This window comes from Neptuniibacter sp. QD29_5 (assembly GCF_047778125.1).
Classification (GTDB): Bacteria; Pseudomonadota; Gammaproteobacteria; order Pseudomonadales; family Balneatricaceae; genus Neptuniibacter.
On record NZ_CP180556.1, the window covers coordinates 303,296 to 319,257 of the forward strand.

Genomic DNA, 15,962 nt, shown 5'->3' on the forward strand with positions numbered 1-15,962 from the left:
TTAAGCTCCAGATAGATCGAAAATCAGAGTTTCACCCGCTTGTTCAGCAAAGGCTTTACCGAAGAAATCTTCAAGCTTTTGGCCGTCGCTATCCAAAACCCAGCTGTTAAGGTTTTTATCATAGTCAAAGTGGAAACCACCGCTCTTGGTTGCCAACCATAGTTGTTTAACAGGAGCCTGACGGGTAAAAATAAGCTGAGTGCGGTTTTCACAGATGATCGTTAAAATTCCACCGCCGAACTGAACATCAATATCGGTTTCTGCATCATCTAGCACTTCTTCAATCTGCTCTAATGTTTCATCAACCAGATCGTTAAATTCGCTTTCAGTCATGTTTACTCCGGCGTAGTTGCCTTGAAATCGTGTTTATAGAGGCGAAGTATATCAAGCAATAGCTAAAAGCCGAAGAATGGTTCTCATTAACTCCCAAAATTATCGATTAAAAGGCAGTTTTTTCTTTATATCTGCTTGGATATGAAAAACGTTTTTATGAAATCTCTGTGAACTAGGTATAATCGACGCATTAGACCGTTTAATGGGATTCCCACTGTGAAAACGCAGACCAAACGAATTGGATTAGTTGTCCTGCTTAGTATGTTAGTACTGGGCGGATGTGGCCAGAAAGGCCCATTGTATCTGCCTGATGCAGAAAATCAGAAAAAGTCACAGCAGAAGTAAGAGAATTTTCATGGATTCATTCGAATATAAAAATGGGCAGCTCTGCTGTGAAGAAATTGCTTTAACACGCGTTGCCGAAGAGTTTGGTACACCAACCTATGTGTATTCTCGTGATGCACTTGAGCGTGCTTACCTAGCATACGCAGATGCATTAGAAGGGCATGACTCATTAGTTTGTTATGCCGTAAAAGCTAACTCCAACATTGCCGTGCTAAATGTACTTGCGCGCCTAGGTGCTGGTTTCGATATTGTATCTGCCGGTGAGCTAGAACGTGTTCTACGTGCAGGTGGCGATGCTTCCAAAGTTGTTTTCTCTGGTGTTGGTAAACAGCCAGCAGAAATTGCGCGTGCTCTGGAAGTCGGTATTCGTTGCTTTAACATTGAGTCGGAAGCAGAGCTAGAGCGTGTAAACGAAGTCGCTGGTGCTGAAGGCAAAGTGGCTGCGATCTCATTCCGTGTGAACCCAGACGTAGATGCAGGTACCCATCCTTATATCTCTACAGGTTTGAAAGAGAATAAGTTTGGTATCGATATTGATGAAGCTGTACGCATTTATGGCCGCGCAGCTCAGATGGAAAATGTTGATGTTGTCGGTATGGACTGCCACATCGGCAGTCAGCTAACGGAAGTTACTCCATTCCTAGATGCACTCGACCGTGTATTGGTACTAGTGGATCAGTTAGCCGAGCAAGGCATCACAATTAAGCATTTGGATTTGGGTGGTGGTCTAGGTGTTTGTTACACCGATGAAGTGCCTCCAACGCCTCAAGAGTATATTTCTGAAGTTCTTAAGAAAGTTGAAGGTCGTGATCTTGAGCTGATTTTTGAGCCTGGTCGTTCTATCGCGGCCAATGCTGGTGTGATGCTGACTCGTGTTGAGTTTTTGAAGTGCACTGGCGAGAAGAATTTCGCAATCATTGATGGTGCAATGAATGACTTGATCCGTCCATCTTTATACAGCGCTTATCAGGAGATTGTTCCGGTAATGTTGCGCGAAGGTGGTGAAGAGAAACAATGGGATCTTGTAGGTCCTGTTTGTGAAACGGGTGACTTCTTAGGTAAAGATCGTGCGCTAACACTAGAAGCTGGTGATTTACTCGCTGTTTGTTCTGCAGGCGCTTATGGCTTTGTGATGGCGTCTAACTACAACAGCCGTGGCCGTCCTGCGGAAGTGATGGTTGATGACAATCAATTCCACCTGATTCGTAAGCGTGAAACGCTAGCTGATCTGGTTAAAGGTGAGCAACTTCTACCTAAAGATCGCTAGGGGTTATTGATGTTAGTCCGTTTTACCAAAATGCACGGTTTAGGTAATGACTTTATGGTGCTGGATCTAGTGACCCAGCGCGTAAAAGTTACGCCTAAACTGGTAAAAAAGCTTGGTGATCGTAACTTTGGTGTTGGATTCGATCAGCTATTAATCGTTGAGCCACCTTCAGATCCAGATGTGGATTTTCGTTACCGTATCTTCAATCAAGATGGCTCAGAGGTAGAGAACTGCGGTAATGGTGCTCGTTGCTTTGCCAAGTTTGTTCGCGATAAGCGCTTAACGGGTAAGTCTGAAGTTATCGTGCAGACGGCTAATGGACGTATGTGCCTGAAAATTCGTGAAGATAAGCGAGTTGAGGTCAATATGGGTCAGCCTATATTACAGCCTTCAGAGATCCCTTTTACGGCCGATCAGCAAGCGATTACTTACCCTGTTGAAGTCAATCATCAAGGCGCAGCTGAAACAGTTGAATTAAGTGCGGTATCTATGGGTAACCCGCATGGGGTTTTGGTTGTGGATAACACCGAAACAGCGCCAGTAGAAACACTAGGCCCAGCGCTAGAACCTCATACCTGCTTCCCTGCAAAAGCGAATATCGGTTTTATGCAGGTATTGGCGCGCAATGAAGTTAATTTGCGTGTATTTGAGCGTGGCGTTGGTGAAACGATTGCTTGTGGTACCGGTGCGTGCGCCGCGGTTGTTGCAGGTAAATTGCGCGGTCTGCTCGATATGCCTGTGACAGTTCATCTTCCTGGTGGCGATCTTGAGATCGAGTGGAAGGGTGAAGGCCATCCCGTTATTATGACAGGGCCAGCAACAACGGTTTATGAAGGACAGATCTTCGTATGAGTGAAGAAACAGGACAGATTAGCGAAGCTCAGGTAGCGGAATACCTCCAGCAACACCCTGACTTTTTCACAGGTAATGCAAAATTACTGGAAAAATTACACGTACCTCATGAAACAGGTCGAGCTGTCTCTTTGGTTGAGCGTCAGACCACGGTTCTACGTGAAAAAAACCAGAACCTAACAGCGCACCTTTCTGATCTGATCGATATTGCACGACATAATGATCTGCAGTTCGAAAAGACTAAACGTATGGTATTGGCATTACTGGAAGCTGAAACGCTGGATGATATCGCTGTCGCGATTGATGAAAGCTTATGCCAAGACTTTGCTAGCGATAGCACAGCGTTGATCTTGTTCACAAGCAAACCTTTAGATGTGAATAACCTGCGCCTGACGTTGCGTGAAGATGCGGCAGTGATTGATAGTTTGGTTGGGACTAATCTGCCGAGCTGTGGACGTCTGTCTGATGCTGAAAATGAATTCATTTTTGGTGATGAAGCTATCAAAGTTCAATCCGCTGCAGTTGTACCGTTAGTGCAGGGCGAAACTTTAGGTTTGTTGGCAATTGGTAGCTTTGATGCAAACTACTTTACCAGTAGCCAAGGCACAGTCTTGCTAAGCTATGTTGGTGAAGTATTAAGCCGCGTAGCTTCTCGTATTCTGCGTCAGCAGGATCACTAAAGAAAGATAGGGGAGAGAGTTGAAAGAAGCGCTGTTAGAGCAGTTTCTTCATTACCTAGCGACTGAACGCCAGCTCTCTCCTCACACCCTCGATAATTACAGTCGCGATCTCAATAAATTACTCGATTTTACTGAGCAGCAAGTGCTGGCTGAGTGGTCTTCGGTTGAAGTTAAACACATTCGGCAGTACGTGGCGCAACTACACCGTAAAGATCTGGCGGGTAGCAGCATTCAGCGCTCTCTGTCAGCCATCCGTAGCTTCTATAATTTTCTCTCTCGTGAATCGGTAGTAGAACAAAACCCTGCTGCAGCCGTGCAAGCACCTAAATCACCTCGTAAGTTGCCCTCTACACTCGATGTGGATCAGATGGGAACGCTGCTCGATGTGCCAGTGACCGATAATATCTCTGCTCGTGATGCCGCAATGATGGAACTTATGTATTCGTCAGGGCTACGTGTATCAGAGCTGGTGGCAATAGATCTATATAGTTTAGACCTCTCAGAGGGAAGTCTGCGAGTTGTAGGTAAAGGCCGTAAAGAGCGTGAGTTGCCCATAGGCCGGAAGGCACTTGAAGCCTTAGATCGCTGGCTAGATGTGCGTCACGAATTGGCCAACTATGATGAGAATGCTCTCTTTGTTAGTAAGCGAGGCAGCCGTATTACGGTTCGCTCGGTGCAGCAGCGGATGGATTATTGGGGCAAATATCTAGGTGTGAATGGCAAAGTTCACCCTCATAGACTCCGCCATAGCTTTGCTAGTCATATGCTTGAATCCAGTAGTGACCTACGTGCCGTACAAGAGCTCCTAGGGCATGAAGATATATCAACAACACAAATCTACACTCACTTAGATTTCCAACATTTAATGAAAGTGTACGAAGGTGCTCACCCTCGCGCACGGAAAAAGAGCCAGAAATGATACGCTGCATTACCTTTGATTTAGACGATACGCTTTGGGCTGTCGATCCTGTTATCCAGCATGCAAACCAAACTATGTTTACTTGGATATCTGAGCATGCACCGGCATTTTTACAGCATTACAAGTTACATGATCTTGCGGGGTTGCGTCAGATAGTTTTAGAAGATGCTCCAGAAATTGCCCATAGCGTAACGCTGATTCGTATGGCTCAGCTGAAGCATGGTCTGCAAAAAGCGGGCTACAGTGCGGATGATGTAGAGGTTTTGGCTGCTCAAGCTTTTCAGGTATTTATTCAAGCCCGCCAGGAAGTGATCTTTTTTGAGCATGCACGTGAAGTACTATTGGAGTTGAAGCAGCAAGGTTATCAGTTGGGCGCGTTGAGTAATGGTAATGCTGATATTCATAGAGTGGGTCTTGCGGATCTGATCGATTTCCAGTTTAAAGCAGATGATGTCGGTCAGATGAAACCTCACCCTTTAATGTTCGAACAGATGTTAGCGCATACGGGGTTAAGGCCAGAACAGGTTATCCATGTGGGTGATAATCATGAACACGATGTGGAAGGCGCTGCAGCTGTTGGGTTGTGGACAATCTGGGTTAATCTGCAATCAGATGAAAAATCACCAAGTGCGTCCACTCAGGTGTCGTGTTTAAGTGAGTTACCGGCACGAGTTGCTGATATTAATCAGCAAGCTCGCAACCGCATAACTCTCTAAGGTAATTATTTAACTTTAAACTGGCCTACTATTTGTTGTAAGTAAGCCGCTTGTTTAGCGACTTCTTCACTCGCTTCAGCATTTTGACCAACTTGCTCGCTGGCTACAGCGACAATTGTTTGGATCTGCTCAGCATTATTGTTGATATCACCTGCTACGGCAGTTTGTTGTTCTACAGCAGCTGCCACCTGAGAGGTCATATCGACAATATTGGTTGCGTCATTCATGATTTTATCCAAAGCACTGATACTAGTCCCTGCCTCTTCGGCACTTTGTGCACTGACTTCGACACTACGCATCATTAAGTTGGATACTTGTCCTGTTTGCTGCTGTAGGTCGCTAATCATAGTATCTATTTCGGTAGCAGATTCTTGGCTTCGACCAGCTAAGCCTCGGACCTCATCGGCTACGACTGAGAATCCACGGCCATGATCACCTGCGCGCGCAGCCTCAATAGAAGCGTTAAGTGCAAGTAGGTTGGTTTGTTCGGCAATACCTTTAATAACGTCTAGTACTGTACCGATCTTCGTACCGTTTTCTTCTAACAGAGCGACAGCCTCGGTGCTCTGACTGGCACCTTCTGCGAGATTATTAATATTTTCAATCGCATGGCTGATGATTCGTTGACCTTCAGCAGCGCTCTGTTGTGAGTGATTTGCTGTTTGGGCGGTAAGCTCTGTGTTATGAGCAATTTCACGCATCGCGCTTTCCATCTCTTGTACAGCTGCTGATACTTGGACTACTTGGGTTTTTTGCGTTTCTAAACCTTGGGAGGTTTCAACAGCTATAGCGGAGACTTCTTCGGCAGCGGCGCTTAACTGTACAGAAGAATTATTTACCCGTTCCAATAACCCTTGGAACTCCGACATCATGCTGTTGAAACTACGTCCCATATCGCTTAATTCATCGTTCGCGACAACATCATAACGAACCGTCAGATCTTTGTTTTCTTTTGCGTTACCCATTACCTGTTGAAGGGCGCGTAAACGCGAAATGATATTATTAGCAATCCAAAGAGCAATTGCAGAAACAATACCCGCTATAACGAGTGCTTTAATGCTTGAGAGTAGTTTGATGGAATCAATTTCAGCATTTAAGCGTTCTGTAATCTCGGCTGCTTGTTCTTCTAACAGTGTTTCGGATTTGTGGATCGATTTACGCATATTGCCTAGCAAGCCTTGCTTACTGTTAAGGCCTAGCTTCTCGTAGTTATCGATCAGGGTCAGTAATTTTGAACGATAAGTGGAAAGCAGCTGCTGGGTTTCAGCTATATCATCTTCATCGAAAACCTCAGCTTCTAAATCGTTATTTAGCTTCTCGAAGTTGGCTTCAAACTTTGTGCGATATTTAAGGTCTTTACGAATTAGAAAGTCTTTTTCATTACGGCGTAGCTGTAAAATATCTGCAAGTAGATGATAGTTTTCTAGTTCTTTTACTTTACTTTCAGCTCCGTGAACCGCTTTACGCAATTCGCCGCGCAAGCCTTCTTTTGGAGATAGGCCTATTTCTTGTTTTAACTTTACTAGTTGGCGGAAGTTGTTTGCATAGGTATCAATTATTTTGTGTAGATCCTTGCTCTTCTCGTGAGGGATCCCGGCGTGATCTAAATGTTCTTCAAGAGTGGTTATTTCCGCCTGGAATTGAGCGATAGTTTCGTTGAAACGTTTTAGGTATTTGAGGTCATCTCGTGCTAAGAAGTCTTTTTCATGACGTCTTAGGGTCAACATACTGCTTTCTAGGTGACTTACTTCGGTTTCAGCATCTTTTAAGCTGGAAACATTAGTGATTGCGAAATGTAGCATGCCGTACATAGATGCGATCGAAATGATAATGAACGCTATCAATGCCGTAAGTTTGAATTTTATTGTCATTTTTACTGCGCCTAGGAATAAAATTTGAGTGCTAACTGATCCCTGTCGGCAAAAAATCCAATTTCATTCTTTAAGTTAGTACAAATGATCTTGTTTGCTAACCGTAAAACTACTTAGTGCATAAAAAAACCGAGTAAATTGTTTAAAAAACAACGACCTTGCCCGGTTGGGCAAAGTGCATGTAACTCTTTTGTTAGTAGTTTTTGTTGTCGGGCTTTTGTTAATGATTGCTCAATAATGGATAGAGGTAAGCCGGTTCTTTGGGTGAAAAGGTCAGTAGGAACGCCGTGATAAAGCCGCAAAGCATTGAGCATAAATTCAAAAGGTAGCTCTTCAGGGCTTATTTCAGTATCGCCTGTTAACCGTGTTTCTGGGTTCATATAGGCTTTAGGTTGTTTCTGTTTCCAGCGGCGAATGATTTTGTTTTGCTCTGGAAGTGTGATCTTGCCATGAGCACCTGCACCTATGCCTAGATAGTCGCCAAATTGCCAATAATTTAAATTGTGTTTGGCTCGGCTTTTATTAGATTTTGCATAGGCAGAGATTTCATACTGGCTGTAGCCTGCAGTACGGATCAACGCTTGCCCTTGTTCTTGGATCTCCCATAAAGTGTCATCGATAGGGAGTAGCGGTGGGCGAGAGTGAAATTCTGTGTTGGGTTCGATTGTAAGTTGATACCAAGATAGATGATCAGGTTTTAATGCTATAGCTTGTTCTAAATCGCTTAATGCACCTTCTAGCGTCTGGTCGGGAAGGCCATGCATCAAGTCTAGATTCAACTTAGGAAAAATCTCACGCGCTAAAGTGGCTGCTTTAACTGCATTGTCCGAACTATGTATTCGCCCGAGTTTGGCGAGATGCTGATCGTTGAAGCTTTGCACGCCGATAGAGAGTCGATTAATACCTGCGTCTCGATAGCCAACAAATTTATCTTGTTCGAAAGTCCCAGGGTTGGCTTCTAGCGTGATCTCAGCATCTCTTTTCAGCGGGATAATATTGTGAATGCCTTGCAGTAATTTTTTAAAGCTATCCGCAGAAAATAGACTGGGAGTGCCGCCACCAATAAAGATGGTTTGTATGCTGCGACCTTGTGCGAGATGCTTTTCGGACTCTAGGTCATCCAGTAGGCATTGGATATACTCTGCTTCGGGTAGTTCATCACGCTGAGCATGAGAATTAAAATCGCAATAAGGGCATTTACGCACACACCACGGGATGTGTACGTAAAGAGATAGTGGTGGCAGCTGCAGACTCATAGATGGTTACTTCAAGTAAGGTTCGATGCTTTGTTTCAGCAGTTGAACTGCTTGGCCACGGTGGCTGAGTTGATTCTTTTGTTCAGGTGCTAATTCAGCTGATGCTTTTTCCAGTTCAGGAATCCAGAACAGCGGGTCGTATCCAAAACCGTTACTTCCACTAGCTTGTTCGAGAATTGTCCCTTCCCAGCTGCCCTGACAGATTAATGGGGTTGGGTCGTTAGCATGACGCATAAAGACTAAAACACAGCGGAAGTGGGCAGTGCGTCGTTCGTTAGGAATACCTTCAAGTTTTTCTAGAAGTAACTCATTGTTTTTAGCGTCAGTTGCTCCTTCGCCAGAAAAGCGTGCTGAGTAGATTCCTGGAGCACCTTGAAGGGCATCCACCTCTAGACCTGAATCATCGGCTAGTGCAGGTAGCCCCGTAACTTCAGCAGCGTGGCGTGCTTTTAGAATGGCGTTTTCAACAAAGCTTAGACCAGTCTCATCGGCATCGCTGACATTGAATTCAGACTGAGGTAAAACTTCGACACCTAAGTCTGCCAGAACTTGATTAAACTCTTTCAACTTACCTTTGTTGCCACTGGCGAGCACAATTTTATTAATCATTCTTTCACCGCACTGAAAATAAAAAAGACGCATGATAATGCGCCTTTTTGTGAGTTGTTAGGGCTTACTCTTCGTAAAAGCGTTGTTCAAATTTTACAGTGTAAGCGGGTTTGTTTGGGTCCGGCTGCACTTCTAGAGATAGGCGCATCACTTGATCATCAGTAAAACCAAATTGACCTATGTAATAGATCGCATTGCCTTCATCGACTTTTTTGAAGTCGAGATTTTGCGATTGTTGTATCAAGCTTGTTGCTTGGCCTTTTACAAACGCTGATACCGGTTTTTTCTCGCCATCCTTAATTTTTAAAACTGATACATTGACCAAAGCACGTCGCTTACTACGTTGGATACCAATAGCCTGAGCTACATCGGGCTTAATAAAAGTACTGTAGAAAGCGTTATAGTGGATCTCGTAGTTGTCATATTTTACAAACTGTTCAGCCAGAACGGGTTGGCTAATGAGTGCGATTAATGACAAAAATAAAGCTGATGCCCATTTGCTTAAGCGATTCATTATCTGCCTCACTTATTTTGTAATCCGGTAGATGGCAATTTCTCCCAGCATGTTAGGCCAGAGATGGATCCACCACCGGTGTTGGTGTTCGTTATCCACAACGGTACGTTCCATGATGTAGATATTGCGTTCAACACACAGCTGCTCAAAATCATTGAACGTACAGAAATGTGTATTGGGTGTGTTATACCAAGTATAGGGTAGGAACTTGGATACTGGCATCTTACCTCTGAACGCCAGATATCCTCGTGCCCGCCAATGCCCAAAATTTGGGAAAGTAACGATGCACTCTTTACCAATTCGAAGCATCTCATCAACAATTTGGTCTGGGCGCATCATGATTTGAATAGCCTGAGTCATGATCACGGTATCAAAGGTATTGTCTTTGATTGAGGCTAGGCCCTCTTCAATATCTTTCTCGATTACGTTGACGCCTTTGCGTACACAATCTGTGATATTGTCTTGGCCAATTTCTAAACCGTAGCCAGTCGCGTTCTTCTCTGTTTGCAAATAGTGAAGTAGTTCACCATCACCACAACAAAGGTCAAGCACGCGCTTGCCAGGTTCTACCCAGTCTTTGATCAGCTCTAAATCAGCGCGCATTAGCTTTTCTCCTCTACTTTTAGTGCCACAGTATCCTGTTCAACTCGCTCCATATAAGCAGAGAAGATGTCTAGGTAACGAGGAATAGGGATTAGGAACGCATCATGGCCTTGAGCTGCTTCAATTTCTGCATAGCTCACTTGTTTATCTGCTTCTACTAGCGCATCCACAATCTCGCGTGAGCGCTCTGGTGAGAAACGCCAGTCTGTAGTGAATGAGATTACCATAAACTTCGCTTTTGCTTGTGCTAGCACTTCTGGAAGGCTTTTTCCGCTATCCACTGTTGGATCGAAGTAATCCAGAGCTTTAGTCATCAACAAGTATGTATTGGCGTCAAATGCTGTCGAGAAACGCTCGCCCTGATAGCGAAGGTAAGACTCGATTTCAAACTGCGGTGTAAAATCGTAGCTGATCTGTCCGGAACGAAGTTCACGACCAAATTTACTGCGCATGCCGTCATCTGATAGGTAAGTGATATGACCCAACATCCGTGCCAGCATTAGGCCGACTTTAGGTACTTCATCTTTCTCGTAGTAGTGACCGTTATGGAACTGAGAGTCCTTACTAATTGCTTGGCGAGCTACTTCGTTAAAGGCGATGTTCTGTGCTGATAACTTAGGTGCGGCTGCGATAACCATGCAATGACGCAGACGATCAGGATAATTGATCGACCACTGTAACGCCTGCATGCCGCCCAAGCTTCCACCAATAACGGCTGCAAATTGCTCGATGCGGAAGCGATCAGCCAAACGCGCTTGGCTTTCGACCCAATCATTGACCGTTACAATCGGGAAGTCAGGGCCATAAGGTTTGCCGGTTTCAGGATTAATCTGGTTAGGGCCGCTTGAGCCATGGCAACCACCTAGGTTATTTAACGCGATAACAAAGAACTTATTGGTATCGATCGCTTTACCTGGGCCGATAGCGCTATCCCACCAACCCGGCTTTTTATCGTCCATGTTGTGATAGCCAGCAACGTGGTGATTACCTGACAAGGCATGACAGATCAGGATCGCATTTGAACGATCTTTATTTAGCTCACCGTAGGTCTCGATGATAAGGTGGTATTTATCTAAAGTTCGGCCGCATTGAAGCTGTAAGGGCTCATTAAATTCAATAATTTCAGGTGTAACAATTCCAACGGAATCTTCAGGAATAACAGCAGGCATTTCTAATCTCGACTCTAAAACAGCAATTTTCAAATTACACAACGAAACGAAGCGCTAGATGCGCTAGAGGAGTCGAGCTTCACATCTCATAGAAGATGAGTACGCGACCAAGAGAAATGAAAGTTGAATCTGTCACCTTAGGTATCTCAGTAAAATGATCTAACAAGTTTATCAGGTTGCCTTATTTTAACGAGTTTTTACGTCACAAGCTCGTTTTTGTCCAAACGATTAATGTAAAAAACTCACTATCAAACAATTAAATAGAGCAGAGCGAACGGAAACGCTCTGCTCTATTGGTTAGTAAACAAATCTGCCTAACTGGGATTGTATGATTGTAATCGCAAGGAAAATAAATATAGGTGACAAATCTAAACCGCCTATAGGTGGGATCACCTTTTGCACAAGTTTAAATAGAGGCTGTGTGACTTGTTGAATTAATTGTGGGCCAGGATGATAACTGCCAGGCGCAACCCAACTGATAATAACTGAGCCTAATACCGCCCAGAAATAAATCTCCAGAATGCCATTAACAACACCCACAATGGCAAGTACCAATAGTTGAACAATGTTGGGCATGTTCATGCCCGATACCATTACGATCAACAACAGTGTTGCGAGTTTCACGACCGTTGCATAGAGCAAGGCGGAAAGATCAAATTTGCCAATACGAGGCACCGCACGACTGATTGCTACTACAGGTACGTTCGTCAACTTGGCAATCGCTTGAGATATCGGATTGTAATAGTCGGCATGGGACAATTGTAAAAGGAAACGCAAGATAATGATGAACGCATACATTTCGCCTAGCATGCGGATTATCAACACGATTGGATCCTGAGCCATATCAATTCCTATGTCGTTGATCTGTTGGTAAAACAATTATAGTTAGGTTCAACTTCCACGCAGTATAGAGTGTAGCTGTGTGATGTTGAACCTTTGTTGGGCTATGTTGTTAATCTTTGCCCAATTCTTCAGCAAGTTCGACAGAACGGTCATTGCACGCTTGCATTGCGTTATCAAATAGCTCAGGGAGTTGACCCTCGATAAAGCATTTGATCGCTTGCTCTGTTGTACCATTAGGTGAGGTCACGCGGCGTCGTAATTCAGCTGGGTCAAACTCACTCTCTTTTGCCATTTTAGCTGCACCAAGTGCGGTTTGTAGCGTCAATTGGGTAGCCGTCTCTTTTGAAAGCCCTAATTTTTCACCGGCAGCAATCATGGATTCCATGATAAGGAAGTAATATGCCGGGCCAGATCCTGATACAGCCGTGACGGCATCAAGTTGTGACTCTTCATCGACCCACAATGTAATGCCAGTAGCATTTAGCACAGTCTCCGATTGTTTACGCTGTTCCTCGGTAACTATAGTGTTTGCATATAGACCGCTAGCGCCTGTTTGCACGAGTGCTGGGGTGTTCGGCATACAGCGAACAATCGCGGTATTACCGCCTAACCAAGTGTCGATGCTTGTAGTCATGATGCCGGCTGCAACTGAAACGATTAGCGGCTGAGAGCTTTGTACGCTTTCAGAAATCGATTCTGTTACTGTTTTTAAAATCTGAGGTTTAACTGCAAGGACCACTACATCTGCCGCTTGAACAGCTTCGTCGTTGTCTGTAGTTGTTTTTAGACCTTGTTCCTTTAAATCGACAAGGCGTTCAGCTTCAGGTTCGCTGGCCCAGATTCTTTCTGTCGGGTAGCCATTGCTGACTAAGCCGCCAATGATAGCGCGAGCCATATTGCCAGCACCGATAAACGCGAGAGTTGGTTGGTTATTCACAATTGATCCTTACAAAAATTAGGCGGATTTAGGTGCTCTAGGGCCAAAAATAGCTGTACCAATTCGTACAATAGTTGAACCTTCAGCGATGGCTGCATCCATATCCCCAGACATGCCCATGGATAGTGTGTCTAGTTGAGGGTATTTAGCCTGTAATTCAAGTTGTAGTGCTTTCATTTTTGCAAAAGCGACTTGTTGTTCCTGTGCGTCTTGAGTCGCTTTGGGGATTGCCATGAGGCCTCGCACACAGATATTTGGTAGTTCGCTGATAACATTGACCAGAGCTGTTAGTTCACTAGGCAGGCAACCGGATTTGCTCTCTTCATTACTAATATTGACCTGAATGCATACATTCAGGGGTGCCAAGTCTGCTGGGCGTTGTTCGGAGAGCCTTTTGGCGATCTTGAAACGATCTAAGGTATGTAACCAATCAAAGTTTTCGGCGACTGCGCGGGTCTTATTGGATTGTAACGGGCCAATAAAATGCCAGCATAGTCCAAGAGCTTTTAACTCGTTAATCTTTTCTAAGCTTTCTTGTAGGTAGTTTTCGCCAAAATGCACCTGACCTTCGTTAGCTGCAATACGAATATCGTTAGCAGGACGAGTTTTACTGACGGCTAACAGGGTTATATCTGACGTTTTTCGTCCACTTTTAGTGGCTGAAGAAGCTATCTCAGAACGAACCTTATTCAGATTCTTTGCTATGATTGACATATATTTGTGACCTTAGCAATTGGATTGCAACGGGGATTCTGCTAGAACTACTTTATAACTATATAATGCAGTGCCGGGTTACAGGAACGTTATGGATATTACCGAACTTTTATCATTTACCGTACAACAAGGTGCATCTGACTTGCATATATCTGCAGGGATGCCTCCAATCATTCGTGTTGACGGTGATGTACGTCGCATAAAACTGCCTTCGCTGGACCACAAGCAGGTCCATACACTCATATATGACATTATGAACGATAAACAACGTAAAGAGTACGAAGATGTACTCGAAACGGATTTTTCGTTCGAAGTCCCTGGTCTAGCGCGTTTTCGTGTAAACGCATTTAACCAAAATCGCGGAGCGGGTGCCGTTTTCCGTACGATCCCCAGTAAAGTTTTGACCTTAGATGATCTGGATATGGGCAAGGTTTTCAAGGATCTCTCAGAAAAACCACGTGGTTTAGTACTGGTCACGGGGCCAACGGGTTCCGGTAAAAGTACCACATTGGCTGCGATGATCGATTACATTAATGATACTCGTGCTGATCATATTTTGACTATCGAAGACCCAATCGAATTCGTGCATGAAAGCAAGAAATGCTTGGTAAACCAGCGTGAGGTACATAGGGATACTCATAGTTTTTCTAATGCTCTTCGTTCGGCGTTGCGTGAAGACCCGGACATTATCCTGGTGGGCGAGATGCGAGACTTGGAAACTATCCGTCTTGCTTTGACTGCAGCAGAAACGGGACACTTAGTATTTGGTACATTGCATACAACCTCTGCAGCAAAAACAATTGACCGTGTTATTGACGTATTTCCAGCCGCTGAGAAGGATATGGTGAGATCCATGCTTTCAGAGTCGCTGATGGGTGTTATATCGCAAACTCTTTTGAAAAAGCCAAAAGGTGGACGTGTTGCTGCTCATGAAATTATGATCGGTACGCCGGCTATTCGTAACCTTATCCGAGAGGATAAAGTAGCCCAGATGTACTCTGCTATCCAGACGGGTGCATCATTTGGCATGAAAACTTTGGATCAGTCTCTACAAGAGTTGATGCAAAAAGGATTGATTACTCGCGAAATTGCGCGTGAACGAGCAGCGAACCCTCAACAGTTCTAATTGAGCTTAGGAGATAAACGGCGTGGATTTTACGCAACTACTAAAGGTGATGGTTGATAGGGATGCCTCTGACCTTTTTGTAACGGCCGGTGCAAGGCCGACGATTAAAGTTGATGGTACTTTGAAACCGTTAACAAAAGACACCCTTAAGCCATCACAGGCTCGAGCTCTTGTGTACAGTACTATGAATGACAAGCAGCTTGCGGAGTTTGAGGGTTGTCATGAGTGTAACTTTGCGATTAGTGCGCCAGGTTTGGGACGTTTTCGTGTATCAGCATTTTTCCAACGTAATTCAGCGGGTATGGTATTAAGGAAGATTAATAACTATATACCAAGCTTAGAAGAGTTGAATCTGCCACCAATCCTACGTGATTTGTCTATGACAAAACGAGGATTAATCTTATTTGTTGGTGGTACCTCTACAGGTAAATCAACCTCTTTAGCATCGATGATTGATTACCGTAATACCAATCATCGGGGTCATATTATTACCATCGAAGATCCGATTGAGTATGTTCACGAACATAAGCAAAGTATCATCACTCAACGTGAAGTAGGTATCGATACCGACTCGTTTGATGTAGCACTAAAAAATACGCTCCGTCAGGCACCAGATGTAATTTTGATGGGTGAGATCCGTACTAGGGAGACGATGCAGCACGGTATCGTATTTGCTGAAACAGGTCATTTAACTCTAGCAACTTTACACGCTAATAATGCCAACCAAGCATTGGACCGTGTAATTAGCTTCTTCCCGCCTGAGCATCATGATCAGTTGTGGATGGATCTTTCATTAAACCTTAAAGCGATTATTGCGCAACAACTGTTACCTACTAAAGATGGTAAGGGACGTCGTGCAGCGATTGAAGTATTGATCAACACGCCATTAATTCAGGATCTGATTCGTAAAGGTGAAGTTCATGAAATTAAAGATGTGGTTAAGAAATCGACCAACTTAGGTATGCAGACGTTCGACCAATCTTTGTTTAATCTCTACAAAGATGGGGTGATTACTTACGATGTAGCACTAGCCCATGCTGATTCGCCAAACGATCTTCGTCTGATGATTAAGTTGAGTGCTGATACGAATCCTGAATTGGCTCCAGATGAAGATAATCAATCTTTCCATCTACAGGATGAAGAGGATTATTTGCATAACGAAGGTGATGCTAACGTTAAGGGTATGTAGATAACGTATTGCTACGCTG

At 44.3% G+C, this 15,962-nt stretch carries 18 protein-coding genes; 8 read left to right on the plus strand and 10 right to left on the minus strand.

The features are described 5' to 3' along the window. Positions 1–333, minus strand: coding sequence for an iron donor protein CyaY (gene cyaY / locus ACMXYR_RS01260; RefSeq protein WP_415902610.1), 333 nt, complete (start codon positions 331–333; stop codon positions 1–3). Positions 334–549: 216 nt separating this feature from the next. Here cyaY and lptM point away from each other — a divergent pair, with 216 nt between their 5' ends. The 6 genes from lptM to ACMXYR_RS01290 are packed head-to-tail and all read left to right on the plus strand — an operon-like array spanning position 550 to position 5,112. After that, the gene (lptM, locus tag ACMXYR_RS01265) at positions 550–678 is read left to right on the plus strand and encodes an LPS translocon maturation chaperone LptM (RefSeq protein ID WP_415883207.1); all 129 of its coding nucleotides are present in this window, start codon (positions 550–552) and stop codon (positions 676–678) included. 10 nt (positions 679–688) lie between these two features. Then, on the plus strand, positions 689–1,945 hold the full coding sequence (gene lysA / locus ACMXYR_RS01270; protein WP_415886672.1) for a diaminopimelate decarboxylase: 1,257 nt from the start codon (positions 689–691) through the stop codon (positions 1,943–1,945). Between the two features lie 9 nt (positions 1,946–1,954). Beyond that, positions 1,955–2,797 (plus strand): diaminopimelate epimerase, encoded by an 843-nt coding sequence (dapF, locus tag ACMXYR_RS01275; protein ID WP_415902611.1) that lies wholly within the window; start codon positions 1,955–1,957, stop codon positions 2,795–2,797. After that, a complete protein-coding gene (locus tag ACMXYR_RS01280) occupies positions 2,794–3,477 on the plus strand; it encodes a DUF484 family protein (protein ID WP_415893164.1) in 684 nt (227 codons plus the stop codon). Before dapF ends, ACMXYR_RS01280 begins: the two co-directional genes overlap by 4 nt. 19 nt (positions 3,478–3,496) lie before the next feature. Then, positions 3,497–4,396 carry a tyrosine recombinase XerC gene (gene xerC, locus ACMXYR_RS01285; RefSeq protein WP_415902612.1) on the plus strand — a complete coding sequence of 300 codons (900 nt, stop codon included), beginning with the start codon at positions 3,497–3,499 and terminating at the stop codon, positions 4,394–4,396. Continuing rightward, positions 4,393–5,112 carry an HAD family hydrolase gene (locus ACMXYR_RS01290; RefSeq protein ID WP_415902613.1) on the plus strand — a complete coding sequence of 240 codons (720 nt, stop codon included), beginning with the start codon at positions 4,393–4,395 and terminating at the stop codon, positions 5,110–5,112. The genes xerC and ACMXYR_RS01290 overlap by 4 nt, the downstream gene beginning before the upstream one ends. Positions 5,113–5,117: 5 nt before the next feature. On the opposite strand, the gene ACMXYR_RS01295 is transcribed toward ACMXYR_RS01290, so the two are convergent. The 9 genes from ACMXYR_RS01295 to ACMXYR_RS01335 all read right to left on the minus strand — a co-directional run bounded on the left by ACMXYR_RS01295 (position 5,118) and on the right by ACMXYR_RS01335 (position 13,628). Next, positions 5,118–6,983, minus strand: a complete 1,866-nt coding sequence (locus tag ACMXYR_RS01295) for a methyl-accepting chemotaxis protein (RefSeq protein WP_415902614.1) — start codon at positions 6,981–6,983, stop codon at positions 5,118–5,120. 113 nt (positions 6,984–7,096) lie between these two features. Continuing rightward, positions 7,097–8,239 (minus strand): radical SAM family heme chaperone HemW, encoded by a 1,143-nt coding sequence (gene hemW, locus ACMXYR_RS01300; RefSeq protein ID WP_415902615.1) that lies wholly within the window; start codon positions 8,237–8,239, stop codon positions 7,097–7,099. A gap of 6 nt (positions 8,240–8,245) precedes the next feature. Then, entirely contained in the window at positions 8,246–8,848 is a 603-nt protein-coding gene (locus ACMXYR_RS01305; protein WP_415902616.1) for an XTP/dITP diphosphatase, read from the minus strand. A gap of 64 nt (positions 8,849–8,912) precedes the next feature. Further along, a complete protein-coding gene (locus ACMXYR_RS01310) occupies positions 8,913–9,362 on the minus strand; it encodes a DUF4426 domain-containing protein (protein ID WP_415902617.1) in 450 nt (149 codons plus the stop codon). A gap of 12 nt (positions 9,363–9,374) precedes the next feature. After that, positions 9,375–9,965 (minus strand): methionine biosynthesis protein MetW, encoded by a 591-nt coding sequence (gene metW / locus ACMXYR_RS01315; protein WP_415897395.1) that lies wholly within the window; start codon positions 9,963–9,965, stop codon positions 9,375–9,377. Continuing rightward, a complete protein-coding gene (metX, locus tag ACMXYR_RS01320; RefSeq protein ID WP_415902618.1) occupies positions 9,965–11,134 on the minus strand; it encodes a homoserine O-succinyltransferase MetX in 1,170 nt (389 codons plus the stop codon). The genes metW and metX overlap by 1 nt, the downstream gene beginning before the upstream one ends. A gap of 297 nt (positions 11,135–11,431) precedes the next feature. Next, entirely contained in the window at positions 11,432–11,959 is a 528-nt protein-coding gene (locus tag ACMXYR_RS01325; protein WP_415902619.1) for a YggT family protein, read from the minus strand. A gap of 127 nt (positions 11,960–12,086) precedes the next feature. After that, positions 12,087–12,914: a pyrroline-5-carboxylate reductase gene (proC, locus tag ACMXYR_RS01330; protein ID WP_415902620.1), complete on the minus strand. Its 828-nt coding sequence runs from the start codon at positions 12,912–12,914 to the stop codon at positions 12,087–12,089. Positions 12,915–12,932: 18 nt separating this feature from the next. Beyond that, positions 12,933–13,628, minus strand: a complete 696-nt coding sequence (locus ACMXYR_RS01335; protein ID WP_415902621.1) for a YggS family pyridoxal phosphate-dependent enzyme — start codon at positions 13,626–13,628, stop codon at positions 12,933–12,935. A 91-nt stretch (positions 13,629–13,719) separates the two neighbouring features. Here ACMXYR_RS01335 and ACMXYR_RS01340 point away from each other — a divergent pair, with 91 nt between their 5' ends. Together ACMXYR_RS01340 and ACMXYR_RS01345 are read left to right on the plus strand one after the other, a co-directional pair. Beyond that, complete coding sequence (locus ACMXYR_RS01340) at positions 13,720–14,754, plus strand: type IV pilus twitching motility protein PilT (protein WP_415902622.1); 1,035 nt, start codon at positions 13,720–13,722, stop codon at positions 14,752–14,754. 22 nt (positions 14,755–14,776) lie between these two features. After that, positions 14,777–15,943 carry a PilT/PilU family type 4a pilus ATPase gene (locus ACMXYR_RS01345; protein ID WP_415886689.1) on the plus strand — a complete coding sequence of 389 codons (1,167 nt, stop codon included), beginning with the start codon at positions 14,777–14,779 and terminating at the stop codon, positions 15,941–15,943. Positions 15,944–15,962: the final 19 nt, after the last annotated feature.